We start from the raw sequence: 13,313 nt of genomic DNA, 5'->3' as shown, positions 1-13,313 counted from the left end.
CTTCAGTGCGCCAGGCACTCGGCCGGGATCTGCTCCGGCGGCATCGCGCCGGTCATCACCGCGACCGTGTCGCTCATGCTGATCTTCTTCGGGTCGAGCACGGCGGCACGCCTGCCCAGACGGGCGACATGGATGCGGTCGGCGATCTCGAAGACGTGCGGCATGTTGTGCGAGATCAGGATCACCGGCAGGCCCTTGTCGCGCACCCGGCGGATCAGCTCCAGCACCATGTTGCCTTCCTTGACGCCGAGCGCCGCGGTCGGCTCGTCGAGGATGACCACCTGCTTGGCGAAGGCGGCGGCGCGCGCCACCGCCACGCACTGGCGCTGGCCGCCCGAGAGCGTCTCCACCGCCTGCGTCATCGAGCGGATGCCCACCTTCAGGTCGGCCATGCGCTGGATCGCGACATCGAGCATCTTCTTCTTGTCGAGCATGCGCAGCACGTTGCCGGCGAAGCCCTCGCGGCGCAGCTCGCGGCCCAGGAAGAGGTTCTCGGCGATGGTCATCGCCGGTGCCACCGCCAGGTCCTGGTAGCAGCACTCGATGCCGGCGCGGCGCGCCTCGATCGGCGTGCGGAAGCGCACCGCCTGGCCGTCGAGGTGGATCGTGCCCTCGTCCGGGACGGTGGCGCCCGACAGCGCCTTGATCAGGCTGGACTTGCCGGCGCCGTTGTCGCCGATGACGGCCAGGATCTCGCCGGCACGCAGGTCGAAGTCGGCGCCGTCGAGCGCGGTGACCTGACCGTAGCGCTTCACCAGGCCGCGGGCCTGCATGACGATCTTGTAGGGTTGCGGGGTGGCGCTCATTTCAGCGGGCTCCCTTGCGAGACAGTTGGTCGACGGTGACGGCGATGATGACGAGGATGCCGGTGATCAGCACCTGGTAGACGGAGGACACGCCCATGAGCGTCAGGCCGTTGCGCAGCACGCCGACGACGATGGCGCCGGCCAGCGTGCCCAGCACCACGCCGCGGCCGCCGAACAGGCTGGTGCCGCCGAGCACGACCGCGGTGATCGCGTCGAGGTTCTCGGTCTGGCCGGCGTTGGGGTCGCCCACGCCGGTGCGCGCCACCGCCAGCAGCGAGGCGATGCCGTAGAACACGCCCGCCAGCACGTACACGCCCAGCAGCACGCGGTCGGTCGGGATGCCCACCAGGCGGGTCGCCTCGGGGTTGTTGCCCACCGCGTAGACATGGCGGCCCGAGGAGGTGTCGCGCAGCCAGAACCAGGTCGCCAGGTACAGCAGCACCATCAGCACCGTGCCGTAGGCGATCGGCGTGCCGCCGATGCGGAAGGTGCCGCCCAGCCAGGTCATCAGGTCGGGCACGCTGGTGACGGTCTGCGCGCCGGAGTAGAGCTGGGTGATCGCGAAGGCGATGTTGAAGGTGCCCAGCGTGACGATGAAGGGCGGCAGCTTGATGCGGGTGACCAGCAGGCCGTTGATCAGGCCGAAGCCGGCCGTGACGGCGATGCCCAGCAGGATGGCCAGCGGGGCCGGCACGCCGAAGTCGTCGGCGATCTTGGTCATGACGATCGAGCCCAGCGCCATGACCATGCCGCACGACAGGTCGATGCCGGCGGTCAGGATGACCAGCGTCTGGCCGATGGCGATCACGCCCACCACCATGACCTGCTGGAGGATCAGCGCGAAGTTGGCGCCGCTGAAGAAGTTGTCGGTGGTGATCCCGAAGATGGTGCAGGCGATCACCAGGGCGATGAAGGGCCCGAGCTGGCTGATCGGCGGCAGCTTGTCTTTCAAGGTGGACACGCGGAGATCCTTGGCGAGGATGGAGAAAAGGAGGGCGGCCGGGCGGCGCAGGGCCGGGCGCCGGCCGCCGACGGCAGGAGCCGAAATGCCCGGGCCCTCGAGCGAGGGCCGGGGGAGGAGAACGGGAGGCGGTGCGCGCCGCGCGCGTCCTGCGCGGGGGAGCGGCGCGCGGGCCGGTGTCAGCGCCGGGCGGCGTCACCGGCCGCGGGCATCACTTCTTGCCCCAGCACAGGTCGATGCCGACCTTGGTGTCCTTGCTGTCGACGCCGGCGACGGCCTTGTGGGCGATCAGCGTCACGCCGGTGTCGACGTAGCCGCTGACCTTCTTGCCGGTCTTGGCGTACTCGACGCCGGCGGCCACGCCCATGGCGGCCATCTTCAGCGGGTACTGCTGCGAGGTCGCGGCGATCTTGCCGCCGGCGACGTCCTTGACGCCGTCGCAGCCGCCGTCGACCGACACGATCACCACGTCCTTTTCCTTGCCGGCGGCCTTCAGCGCGTTGTAGGCGCCCGCGGCGGCCGGCTCGTTGATCGTGTAGACCAGGTTGATGTCGCCGTTCTTCTGCAGGCAGTTCTCCATGCCGGTCTGGCCCTTGGCGCGATCACCGAAGGAGTCGGCCATGCAGACCACCTCGGCCGGCTTGGCCAGCTCGTTGTTCTTCGCGTCCAGCGACTGCAGGCCGTAGCCCTGCAGGAAGCCGTTGTGGCGCTGCGCGCCCACCGGGTGGCCGGGGAACAGGTCCAGCGTCGCGATGACCGGCTTCTTGCCGCCCAGCGCGGCCTTGGCGTACTGGCCGATCAGCACGCCGGCCTTGTAGTTGTCGGTGGCGAACAGCGCGTCGGTGGCGTCGACCGGATCGGTCGGGCTGTCCAGCGCGATCACCATCACGCCCTGGTCGCGCGCCTTCTTGATCGCCGGGATGATGGCCTTGGAGTCGCTCGGCGTGATCAGGATGGTCTTGGCCCCGGCGGCGATCATGTTCTCCATCGCGGTGACCTGGCCGGCGTTGTCGCCGTCGGCCTTGCCCGCGCCGCTCAGCAGCTTGGCGCCGAGCTTCTTGGCCTCGGCCTGGGCGCCTTCCTTCATCTTGACGAAGAAGGGGTTGGTCTCGGTCTTGGTGATCAGGCCGATCACCGGCTCGGCCGCCATCGACGACGAGGCCATGCAGGCCAGAGCGGCGGCGATGCCCAGGGTGGAAAGACGCTTCATGTGGTTGTCTCCGTTGCGCTAGGAACGGCCCGCGGTGCAGGCCCGGTGGTGAGGTGAGGTGTGGGATGGATTCTTGGGCTTGGGACTAATTAAATCAACTAGCTTGATTTAGTGATTTCCCTAGTGCTCTTCGTGCAGGGGAGTGAGACGATGGGGGCCCAAGACAGGCGCAATCCTTTGCGCTGTTGTCCCCGAATCCAACACATCCGATGTCCCCTGCCATGAGCCCGAGCCTGCCCATCGTCATCTGCGGCGAATCCCTGCTGGACGTGTTCCAGAACGGCGCGACCCCGAACGGCCTGCACCTAGATGCGGTCGTCGGCGGCTCGCCGCTGAACGTCGCCGCCGGCGTGCAGCGCATGGGCGGCCGCGCGGTCTTTCTCGGCGCGGTCTCGCGCGACTTTCTCGGCGACCGCATCCTCGCCAGCATCGAGCAGGAAGGCATCTCGACCGAAGCGCTGGTGCGCTGCGATGCGCCGACGACGCTCAGCCTGGTCGGCGTGGATGCCGCCGGCGTGCCGAGCTACCGCTTCTACGGCCACGGCGGCGCCGACCGCCAGCTGCTGCCCGGGCACCTGGCCGCGCTGCCGGCGGAGGTCGCGGCGATCCACTTCGGCTCCTACGGCTGCGTGGTCGAGCCGATCGGCTCGACGCTGCGCGCGCTGGTCGAGGCCCGCCACCGCGACACGGTCATTTCCTTCGACCCGAACGTGCGCCTGAACGTCGAGCCCTCGCTGGCGGTCTGGCGCGATCACATCGAGTGGATGGCCTCGCGCACCCATCTGCTCAAGCTCAGCGACGAGGACTTCGAGCGCCTCTATCCGGGCGAGGACATCGAGGCGCTGGTGGCACGCTGGCAGGCCGCCGGCGTGGCCCTGGTGATGATGACGCGCGGCGGCGAGGGCGCCTTCGCCTGGACGAGGGCCGGGCGGGTTCAGGTCGCCGCGCCGAAGGTCACGGTGCAGGACACCGTCGGCGCCGGCGACACCTTCCAGGCCGCGACGCTGATCGCGCTGGCCGAGATCGGGCGGCTGACGCCGCAGACGCTGGCGGGCATCTCGCTCGACGAGGTGAGCCGGGTGGCCGACTTCGCCGCCCGGGCCGCGGCGATCACCTGCACCCGGCGCGGGCCCGATCTGCCGCGCCGCGCCGAGCTGCGTGACCAGGTCTGAGAATTTGCTATAGTCGCGGTCTTCGTCGGGGTGTAGCGCAGCCTGGTAGCGCATCTGCTTTGGGAGCAGAGGGTCGTGAGTTCGAATCCCACCACCCCGACCATCGACTCTTCAACGCCTTGATCTTCAAGGCGTTTTTCGTTTCTGGGCGCGCGCGGGATTCGTCGATACCCGTGGATCTATCTGGCGCCAGCGTGACCGCTGTCACGCCCGGGGCCGGAATGCGGCCGGGGATTCATGCCGGCTTCAGGCTGAGGCTGACCCTGGAGGACAGGCTCTCACGGGCCTCTTCGCAGCCCCATCGACCCCCCAGAGGCGACCGCCATGTCGACATCTTCCCGCCCGGGACTCCAGAGCCTGCTCTGGACCGCCGCTCTGCTGTGCATCGGCCAGGGCTCGTCCGCCCAGACCCCGCCCCCGGGGCGCCTGCTGGCCTCGAACTGTTTCCAGTGCCACGGCACGAACGGCAAGGGACCCGGCTTCGAGACGCTGGCCGGCAAGCCGTCCGGCGAGATCTACAAGGATCTGCTGGAGATGCGCTCCGGCAAGGAGGGCAGCGGGCTGATGGTCAGGCACGCGATGGGCTACACCGACGCGCAGCTGCGCCTGCTGTCGATCTGGCTGTCGACGCAACGCTGAGCCCGGAGGAAAACACCATGGAACGTCGTCATTTCCTCGGTCTCGGCCTGGGTGCCACCGTCATGGGCCCGTCGGCGCTGCTGTCGGGCTGCGGCGGCGGCGAGGACCCCGCATCGCTCTCGGCACAGGATCTGGCCGCGCCGGAGGCGCAGGCCCTGGCCGTCACGCCGACCCGGCCCAAGGCGCGCGTCATCGTCATCGGCGGCGGCATGGCCGGCGCGACCTTCGCGAAGTACATGCGCCTGTGGGGCGACAGCGTCGAGGTGACGCTGGTCGAGCGCGCCTCGTCGTACACCTCGAACATCATGAGCAGCATGGTCCTGACCGGCCAGCGCACGCTCGCCAGCCTGAACTACAGCTACGCGACGCTCAGGAGCAAGTACGGCGTCATCACCGTCGTCGACGAGGTGCGCGCGATCGACCCGGTCGCCGTGAAGGTGACGCTGGCGTCGGGCAAGGTGCTGACGGCCGACCGCATCGTGCTGGCGCCGGGCATCGACTTCGATCCGGTTGTCGGCCTGACCGACGCCAGCCTGATGCCGCACGCCTGGAAGGCCGGCACGCAGACCACCCAGCTCGCCGCCCAGCTCGCCGCGATGCCGGCCGGCGGCACCGTCGTGCTGACGATCCCGAAGGCGCCGTACCGCTGCCCGCCGGGACCGTACGAGCGCGCCTGCCTGCTGGCCGACTGGCTCAAGGCGAAGAAGCCGCGCAGCAGGATCATCGTGCTCGACGCCAATCCGGACATCGTGGTCGAGAAGGAGAATTTCGCGCCGGCCTTCCAGGGGCTGCATGCCTCGGTGCTGGAGTACCGGAGCGGCGTGACGATCGACCACGTCGACACGGCGACGAAGACGCTGCATTTCGCCGGCGGCGGCAGCCTGCGCGCCAACGTCGTCAACCTGATTCCGGGCCAGCGCGCCGGTGCGCTGGTGCAGACGGCCGGCCTGGCCAATGCCACCGGGGGCCGCTTTGCCGGCGTCGATGTGCTGGACTATTCGAGCACGGTGGCCGGGGCGTCGAAGATCCACATCCTGGGCGACGCCAGCGCGACCACCCAGCCCAAGGCCGGCCACATCGCCAATCAGGAGGCCAAGGTCTGCGCGGATGCGCTGGCGCGGATCTTCGCCGGGGGCCGGCCGGACCCCGAGCCGGTGACGACCTCGTCATGCTTCTCCACCATCACGATGAAGCAGGCCTCATGGCTGCACGCCATGTTCCAGTACGACCCGGCGGGTGCGGCGATGAAGCTGGTGCCGGAGTCGTTCGGGGCTTCGGCGGGGTGGAGCAGCGACAACCTGGAGGCGATGAACACCTGGTTCACGTCGCTGATGAGCGACACCTTCGCCTGATCGCGGCGCCGCTTCCGGTCGACTCAGAGATCGGCGTCGGCCGACTCCAGCATCCGCTGGCCCTGACGGGCCTCGGGCTTGACGGCCCAGGCCCAGGCGGACGCGACACCGTCGCGGCGCGCGCATGCTCTCACCTGCGCGCGCAGATCGCGGCGCGGCCCCCGGATTCGCTCGACGGTGCAACGGCCGGTGACCGAGTCGACGATGTGCATATCAACTTTCATGGGTTCCTTCTGGTGGGTGATTCGTCCGGCCCGGATGGGCGCGGCCGCGCACCAGGCCCTGGATGGGTGCCTGGAAGCTGAAAGCGATGCGTCGCCCGGCCAGGGGGCCGGCCGGTGGAGCTGGCCTGCCCGGAGGGACTCGAACCCCCGACCTGCTGCTTAGAAGGCAGCTGCTCTATCCAGTTGAGCTACGGGCAGCCGTGTGGCGCCGGCGGAGGCAGGCGCCGCAAGGAATGGATGGAGGAACGGCGTCCGCCGTCGCTGCATCCCGGAAAGCTGGCGATTGTAGCAGTCGCCGCCTTGCCGCCCGCCGAGGGCCGCTCCCGCGCTCAGGCCGGCCGCGAGTCCAGCCGGAAGGACGACACCGACTGCAGCAGCCCCTCGGCCTGTTCGCGCATCTGCTGGGCCGCGGCGGCACTCTGCTCGACCATGGCCGCGTTCTGCTGGGTGTTCTGGTCCATGTGCGTGATGGCTTGTCCGACCTGCTCGATCGCGCTGCGCTGGTCCTGGCTGGCCTCGCTGATGTCGGTGATGATGCCGCTGACCCGGTCGATGGCCTGGACGATGTCGCTCATCGTCGCGCCGGCCCGGCTGACCAGGCCCGAGCCCTGCTCGACCCGACCGACGCTGGTCGAGATCAGCGCCTTGATCTCGCGCGCGGCCTCGGCCGAGCGCTGCGCGAGGTTGCGCACCTCGGTGGCGACCACCGCGAAGCCGCGGCCCTGCTCGCCGGCACGTGCGGCTTCCACCGCGGCATTGAGCGCCAGGATGTTGGTCTGGAAGGCGATCGAGTCGATCACGCCGATGATGTCGCCGATCTTGCGCGAGGACTCGCTGATGCCCTGCATCGTCTGCACCACGTCGTCCATCAGCGTGCCCCCGCTGGTGGCGACCTGCACGGCGTCGCGCGCGAGCTGGGTCGCCTCCTGGGCGTGGGCGGCATTGGTGCGCACCGTGCTGCTGAGCTCGTCCATCGTCGCGGCGGTCTGCTGCAGCGCCGAGGCCTGCTGCTCGGTGCGCGAGGACAGGTCCTGGTTGCCGGAGGCGATCTCCACGCTGGCCTGCGTGACGGACTGGGCGCTGTCGCGCACGCCCGCGACGATGCTGCGCAGCGACTGCTGCATTTCGGACAGTGCCTGCAGCAGGGGCGTGAACTCGTCGCGCCGCGCATCGATCACGGCGGTCGACAGGTCGCCGTCCCGGACGCTGATGGCCACCTGTGTCGACTGCTCGACCCGGCGCTGCAGGCTTCTGGCCAGATGGAGGCTCGACCCGATCAGCCCGGCCGCGAGCAGGCCCAGCGCCGCCAGCAGCCCATAGAGCGTGGCATCGGCGGCGGCGCCGATCCGCTCGATGTCGCTGCGCAAGGCGCTGTCCTGGTAGGCGACGTTCCTCTTCAGTTCGTTCAGCAGCGCGTTGCGCGCGGGAATCGTCTCCGCCACGAGGAAGGCGAAGGCCTCCTCTCTGCGGCCCTGCTGCACCAGCGTCAGGTTCGCTTCGCCCTTGATCCAGAAGGTCTTCAGCCTGTCAGGAATGTTCTCGAATTCCTTCCTGCCCTTCTCGGTGAACAGCCGGCTCCTGTAGTCATCCAGCGTCTTCTGGATCAGCTCGCGCTTCTTGAGGATGTCGTCGATGGCCGCCTGACGCTCGTCGGCGCTGCGCGCCAGCATGCCGTGGCGCAGCTGCAGGGACACCTGCGTGACCATGAGCTCGGCCTGGGCGATCTCGCGCACCTGCGCGGTGCGCACGGTCTCGGCCTGCCGGGACAGGTGCTTGATGTCCGTCTGCTTGGTGATCGCCAGCCCTGCGCCGCCGGCCAGCAGCGTCAGCATGGCGGCAGAAATGACGAATTGGCGGCGAGCAATGCCGGGGGCTGTCCAGATGTTCATGGGAATCCAGGCGTCTTTTCACGGTGAGCCAGCAATCGGACTTGGATGGTGGCCAAGTCCCTCTGGCCCGTAAGATCGGCTGAAGGGCCCGGGACCTTTGCCGGAACAGCGGTACTTTTCAATTCCGCTTGTGCCTGGGGCGGAACAGGCCTTAATGCAATCCAAGATTTGCGGTGTAGTCTTGTCGTCGGCTGGAAATGGTGTGTACCATGTGTAACATCTGTGAACCTCTTCGCGGTGAACGCAGTCCCAGCAGGTGCCTGCAGGCGCGCGCGGTGAAGTCCGCGTGCCTGCGCGACGACAACACGGCAGTCGTCACAGTTCCCCCGCACCGTGCCGCTTCGGTGGCGCGGGCTTTCAGGCCCTTCCTCCGGAAGGGCCTTTTTTTTCCCTTTCGACGTGGTGACTAAGCCGTGATTCATCGGTCCGGACTACGATCGGAGTCTGTCTAGCGAGGATTAATTCACATCATGCGATTGCTGCTTGCCGAAGACGATCAGCTGCTCGGCGATGGTCTGCGTGCCGGCCTGCGTGCCCTGGGTTTCCAGGTCGACTGGGTGCGCGACGGCGTTGCCGCCGAGCGCGAACTGCTCAACCAGAACTACACCGCCGCGATCCTCGACCTGGGTCTGCCCCGGGTCGACGGCATCGACGTGCTGCAGAACCTGCGCAACCGGGGCGTGGCCACGCCGGTGCTGGTGCTGACCGCGCGCGACGGCGTGCCCCAGCGCATCCAGGCGCTGGACATCGGGGCCGACGACTATGTCGTCAAGCCGGTCGACCTGCACGAGCTGGCCGCGCGGCTGCGCGCGCTGGTGCGCCGATCGCACGGCCAGGCGCAGGACCGCCTCAGCAGCAACGGCGTCGACCTGCAGCCCGCCTCGCGCGAGGTCTGGGTCGACGGCGAGGCGGTCAAGCTCTCCAGCCGCGAGTTCAGCCTGCTGCATGTGCTGATGCTGCGCCCGGGCCGGGTGCTGACCCGCGAGCAGCTCGAGAACCATCTCTACGGCTGGGGCGAGGAAGTCGGCAGCAACACCATCGAGGTCCACGTCCACCACCTGCGCCGCAAGCTCGGCTCGCACCGCATCCGCACGGTGCGCGGCGTCGGCTACGCCTTCGCGGCGCAGTCGGCCGCACCGTCGGCCGAGGCCGCGCCCGACACCGGCAACGCGCCGCTCGCCGCCTCGTGATCCGCCGCCTCGCCCGCCGGCGCAGCTCGCTGCGCGCGCGGCTGCTCGGCCGCGTGCTGGCCGGGGTGTCGATGCTGTGGATGCTCGCGGCGGTGCTGGCCTGGGTCGACACCCGGCGCGAGCTCGACGACCTGCTCGACGGCCATCTGGCGCAGTCGGCGGCGCTGCTGATCGCGCTGCAGCTCGAGGACGGCGGCGAGGCGGCGCTGCCGCCGGCCTCCAACCTGCACCGCTACTCGCCGCGCGTGGCCTTCCAGGTCTGGCGCGACGGCGTGCTGGAGATGCATTCCTGGAATGCGCCGGCCGAGCCGCTGGCGCCGCTGGAGCCGGGCTTCCACCTCTCGCATCTGGCCGGGCGCGACTGGCGGGTCTACGCGGCGCGGCCGCGCCAGGCCTCCGACGTGATCGTGCTGATCGGAGAGCTGGGCTATTCGCGCGACGAGATCCTGCAGGCGGTGCTGCGCAGCTCGCTGCTGCCGCTGCTGGTGGCCCTGCCGCTGCTGGGCCTGAGCGTGTGGTGGGCGGTGCGCATCGGGCTGGTGCCGCTGGACCGGCTCGGCCGCGAGCTGGCCGCGCGCGATCCGGCCGAGCTGACGCCGGTGCGCCTGGACGAGGCGCCCGACGAGCTGCTGCCGCTGATTCATGCGCTCAACGAGCTCTTCGGTCGCACCCATGCGCTGCTGAGCTCGGAGCGGCGCTTCACCGCCGATGCCGCGCACGAGCTGCGCACGCCGATCGCCGGCATCCGCGCGCAGGCGCAGGCCGCGCTGGCGGTGGCCGATCCGGCCGCGCGTCGCCATGCGCTGCAGGCGACGCTGGCCGGCTGCGACCGTGCCACCCGCCTGGTGCAGCAGCTGCTGACGCTGGCGCGGCTGGAGGCCGAGCCGCAGTGTCGCCAGGGTCGCGCCGACCTGGTGGTGCTGGCCCGCGACGAGGTGGCCGAGATCGCCTCGACCGCCTTCGACGAGGGCCAGGACCTGCAGTTCGAGGCGCCGGAGGATGAGGGCTGGCTGCAGGTGCGCGGCGAGCCCACGCTGCTGGCGGTGCTGCTGCGCAACCTGATCGACAACGCGCTGCGCTACAGCCCCAGCGGCGCGACGGTGCGCGTCACGGTGCAGCCGCCGGTCGAGCTGCCGGAGGCGGCGGACGGGGGCGCGGACGAGGCGACGCCGGGCCCGGCGCGCGCGATGCTGATCGTCGAGGACAGCGGCCCGGGCCTGCCGCCCGAGCATCTGCAGCGCCTGGGCGAGCGCTTCTTCCGCGCGCTGGGCAACGAGCGTCCGGGCAGCGGCCTGGGCTGGTCGATCGTGCGCCGGATCGCGCTGGCGCTGCAGCTCGGCGTCCAGGTCGACCGTTCGCCCGAGCTGGGCGGGCTGCGCGTCCGGGTGTCGGTGATGCTGGCCGGGCCGGAGCCGGCCGCGCCGCAGGATCAGGTCGCGTCCGTGCCGTCCTGATCCTGGAGCGGGGCCGGCGGCGGCGTGCCGGGATCGCGGTCGCGCACATAGCGGCACAGCGCGCCGCTCTCGGGCAGCAGGTAGATCACCTGGGCCGGCTCGGGCGGCTCGGCCGCGACGCCCAGGCCGTCGGTCTGCGCCCAGGCCGGCCGGCGCCGGCGGCCCTGCGCGGTCGCGGCGAAGGCGCGCACCCGCCGCTCGAGCGAGCCGGGATCGTCGCCGTCGAAGCGCTCCCACAGCAGGTCGACCGGCTCGCCGTCGATCAGCCGCAGCAGCGTCGCGCCCTCGTCGCGCGGCAGCACCAGCACCGCATCCTCGTCGCGGATGTGGCGGCCCACGCGCAGCCATTCGTCATGCAGCGCCGGCGCGACCGGCCCGGCGCGCACGCCGGCCTGCTGCAGCGCCTCGTTCCAGGCCGTCAGGTCGCGCTCCTCGACCGCGCTGGCCAGCCAGTGATGCCGGCCGGCGCGCACCAGCATGACGCGCCGTCCTGCCGAGGCGCCCAGCGCGGCTTCGAAGCGCGCGCACGCGGCCTCCATCACCCGCGCCCGCGGGCCGGCATGCACCAGCAGCAGGTGCAGCACGTATTCGTCCGACAGCCGCAGCCGCGCCTGCGCGGGCAGCGTCTCGACATCGGCAAGGCGCAGCGCCGACAGTGCCGCGGCCAGCGCCGCCGCGCCGCGGCCGCTGCCGCTGGCCGAGGCGATGCTGCGCTCGCGCCAGCCCGCGCCGATCAGCTGCGCCTGGCAGCCGCGCGCGCGCAGGTCGAGCCGCAGTTCAGTGCGCCAGCGCAGCGGCACGGGCAGCTTCCTCCGGCACGGCGCGGCCTTCGCGGACCCGCGCCAGCACCGCCTGGGCGAGGTCGGGGCGCCCGCCGCGGCGCGCCAGCGCGGCCAGGCGGGGCGCCGGTCGGCCCTCGGCGATCGCGCTGGCCAGCGTCGCGTCGACCTCGGTCCATGCCGAGGCGACGATGCGCCCGGCGCGGCCCTGGCCGTCGCAGTCCTCGCAGCCGTCGCCGTCGCACAGCGGGCAGGGGCAGGCCAGCAGCACCTGCGCATGCAGGCCGCGCAGCGTCTGCGCCAGCACCGCGCGGTCCATGCCGGCCTGCTCGAGCCGGCGCATCGCCGCCCACGGCGTGGTCGCGGCCAGCGCGATCGCCACGGGCCGGCCCTCGAGCGCCAGCGTGGCCAGCCGCGCGGCCAGCGTGCCGTCGTCGCCGTCGGGCAGACCGTCGATCAGCAGCCGGTCCGGGTCGGCCTGCAGCGCCCGCTCGAGCCGGGCCGCATCGGGGCGCGCCAGGCACTCGACATGCTGGCCGGTGGCGCGTGCCTCGCGCGCGAGCGCCTGCAGCAGCAGGCTGCGGCCCTGACCGGGCGGGGCGGCGAGCAGCCACAGCCCGTGCGGCTGCGCCAGCGAGCGCGCCAGCGCGCCCAGGCTGGCGCTCTCCAGCCCGAGCGCCGCGAGCGCCGGCGCGGGCCGCACCGGCTCGGGCAGGCGCAGCACGATGCGTTCGTCCTGGCGCAGCGCCTGCAGCGCCAGCGTGCCGCCGCCGTGCGCGATGCGCAGCAGGCCGTCGGGGCCGGTCGCGTGCCGCATCGCCTCGGCCAGCAGCGCGTTCGCGGCGCGTCGCCCGGCCTCGCTCGACGCCAGGTCCTGCGGCTCGGGCGGCAGCGGGCGCAGCCGGCCGTCGACCCGCAGCAGCAGCTCGCCGCCGTCGGCCTCGTCGGGTCCGGGCGGGCGCAGGTGGATGTGGCTGGCCTGGCGCTCCAGCGCGCGGCGCAGCAGCCGGTTCAGCGGCTCGAGCGGCGGCACCTGCGCCGCGCCGGCGTCGTCGCGGCGCGGACCGCGCACGCCGAAGCGGTCGCTCTCCTGCGCCTGGCGCACCCGTTCGACCCGGTCGACGAAGGCCAGCAGAGCCGGCGCGGGCGCGACATACCAGCGGGTGCGCAGCTGGCCTTCCTGGCGCAGCCGGGCTTCCAGCCACAGGCGCTGCTCGCGGTCGAAGGGATCGGCCAGCACCAGCGCGGTGGCCTGGTCGGGCGCACGCATGGCCACGCACAGGCGCTCGCGCGCCTGTTCGGTCGGGATCAGCCGGGTGTCGATCAGGCCGGGTTCGGCCCGTTCGAGCTCGGCCGGCATCATGCCGCTGGCCAGCGACAGCCAGCGCCGGAAGGCCGGGTCGAGGCTGGAGTCGGGGGCGGGGCAGCGGGTGTCGAGGCTGTAGCGGCGCATCAGGCGCTGCACGACGCGCTCGGCCAGCTCCGCGCTCCCGGGGCGTGTCAGGTCCTGCGCGCTCATGCCCGACATTGGAGTGCGTCCGGCCTGCGGACACAGTCCCGCGGGTGGATGACCGCACCCCCGCAGCCGGGCTCCGGCATCCGGGGGGACAGGTCAGGTCGCGGCGACTGGAAAGGCA

Annotated in this window: 12 protein-coding genes and 2 tRNA genes; 6 read left to right on the top strand and 8 right to left on the bottom strand. The window is 71.3% G+C overall.

All coding sequences use genetic code 11. The features are described from left to right. Positions 1-2: 2 nt before the first annotated feature. The 3 genes from HNQ01_RS09680 to HNQ01_RS09670 form a co-directional block, all read right to left on the bottom strand. Positions 3-806 (bottom strand): ATP-binding cassette domain-containing protein, encoded by an 804-nt coding sequence (locus HNQ01_RS09680; protein WP_173805177.1) that lies wholly within the window; start codon positions 804-806, stop codon positions 3-5. Between the two features lies 1 nt (position 807). Further along, complete coding sequence (locus HNQ01_RS09675) at positions 808-1,767, bottom strand: ABC transporter permease (RefSeq protein ID WP_173805176.1); 960 nt, start codon at positions 1,765-1,767, stop codon at positions 808-810. Positions 1,768-1,978: 211 nt separating this feature from the next. Further along, a complete protein-coding gene (locus HNQ01_RS09670; RefSeq protein ID WP_173805175.1) occupies positions 1,979-2,977 on the bottom strand; it encodes a sugar ABC transporter substrate-binding protein in 999 nt (332 codons plus the stop codon). A 221-nt stretch (positions 2,978-3,198) separates the two neighbouring features. Here HNQ01_RS09670 and HNQ01_RS09665 point away from each other — a divergent pair, with 221 nt between their 5' ends. The 4 genes from HNQ01_RS09665 (at position 3,199) to HNQ01_RS09650 (ending at position 6,140) form a co-directional block, all read left to right on the top strand. Beyond that, the gene (locus HNQ01_RS09665; RefSeq protein WP_173805174.1) at positions 3,199-4,149 is read left to right on the top strand and encodes a carbohydrate kinase family protein; all 951 of its coding nucleotides are present in this window, start codon (positions 3,199-3,201) and stop codon (positions 4,147-4,149) included. Positions 4,150-4,175: 26 nt separating this feature from the next. Further along, positions 4,176-4,252, top strand: a tRNA-Pro gene (locus HNQ01_RS09660). A gap of 221 nt (positions 4,253-4,473) precedes the next feature. After that, on the top strand, positions 4,474-4,788 hold the full coding sequence (locus HNQ01_RS09655) for a c-type cytochrome (RefSeq protein WP_173805173.1): 315 nt from the start codon (positions 4,474-4,476) through the stop codon (positions 4,786-4,788). 17 nt (positions 4,789-4,805) lie between these two features. Beyond that, positions 4,806-6,140: an FAD-dependent oxidoreductase gene (locus HNQ01_RS09650; RefSeq protein ID WP_173805172.1), complete on the top strand. Its 1,335-nt coding sequence runs from the start codon at positions 4,806-4,808 to the stop codon at positions 6,138-6,140. 23 nt (positions 6,141-6,163) lie between these two features. Here HNQ01_RS09650 and HNQ01_RS09645 read toward each other — a convergent pair whose 3' ends face one another. The 3 genes from HNQ01_RS09645 to HNQ01_RS09635 form a co-directional block, all read right to left on the bottom strand. Continuing rightward, the gene (locus HNQ01_RS09645) at positions 6,164-6,352 is read right to left on the bottom strand and encodes a hypothetical protein (protein ID WP_217427481.1); all 189 of its coding nucleotides are present in this window, start codon (positions 6,350-6,352) and stop codon (positions 6,164-6,166) included. Positions 6,353-6,485: 133 nt separating this feature from the next. Then, positions 6,486-6,562: transfer RNA gene (locus HNQ01_RS09640), tRNA-Arg, on the bottom strand. A gap of 131 nt (positions 6,563-6,693) precedes the next feature. After that, positions 6,694-8,196 carry a methyl-accepting chemotaxis protein gene (locus HNQ01_RS09635; RefSeq protein ID WP_173805170.1) on the bottom strand — a complete coding sequence of 501 codons (1,503 nt, stop codon included), beginning with the start codon at positions 8,194-8,196 and terminating at the stop codon, positions 6,694-6,696. 527 nt (positions 8,197-8,723) lie between these two features. Between HNQ01_RS09635 and HNQ01_RS09630 the strand changes: the two genes are divergently transcribed. Both HNQ01_RS09630 and HNQ01_RS09625 read left to right on the top strand, forming a co-directional pair. Next, the gene (locus HNQ01_RS09630; RefSeq protein WP_173805169.1) at positions 8,724-9,443 is read left to right on the top strand and encodes a winged helix-turn-helix domain-containing protein; all 720 of its coding nucleotides are present in this window, start codon (positions 8,724-8,726) and stop codon (positions 9,441-9,443) included. Further along, entirely contained in the window at positions 9,440-10,897 is a 1,458-nt protein-coding gene (locus HNQ01_RS09625) for an ATP-binding protein (RefSeq protein WP_353621677.1), read from the top strand. Before HNQ01_RS09630 ends, HNQ01_RS09625 begins: the two co-directional genes overlap by 4 nt. On the opposite strand, the gene HNQ01_RS09620 is transcribed toward HNQ01_RS09625, so the two are convergent. Together HNQ01_RS09620 and HNQ01_RS09615 are read right to left on the bottom strand one after the other, a co-directional pair. Continuing rightward, a complete protein-coding gene (locus tag HNQ01_RS09620) occupies positions 10,873-11,697 on the bottom strand; it encodes a hypothetical protein (RefSeq protein ID WP_173805168.1) in 825 nt (274 codons plus the stop codon). The genes HNQ01_RS09625 and HNQ01_RS09620 overlap by 25 nt on opposite strands. Further along, the gene (locus HNQ01_RS09615) at positions 11,675-13,195 is read right to left on the bottom strand and encodes an ATPase, T2SS/T4P/T4SS family (protein ID WP_173805167.1); all 1,521 of its coding nucleotides are present in this window, start codon (positions 13,193-13,195) and stop codon (positions 11,675-11,677) included. The genes HNQ01_RS09620 and HNQ01_RS09615 overlap by 23 nt, the downstream gene beginning before the upstream one ends. Between the last annotated feature and the right edge of the window lie 118 nt (positions 13,196-13,313).

The sequence above is a fragment of the Sphaerotilus uruguayifluvii genome, from assembly GCF_013294065.1.
Lineage (GTDB): Bacteria > Pseudomonadota > Gammaproteobacteria > Burkholderiales > Burkholderiaceae_C > Sphaerotilus > Sphaerotilus uruguayifluvii.
Note: the sequence above shows the minus strand (reverse complement) of the source record. Positions and strands in the feature narration are given on the sequence as shown.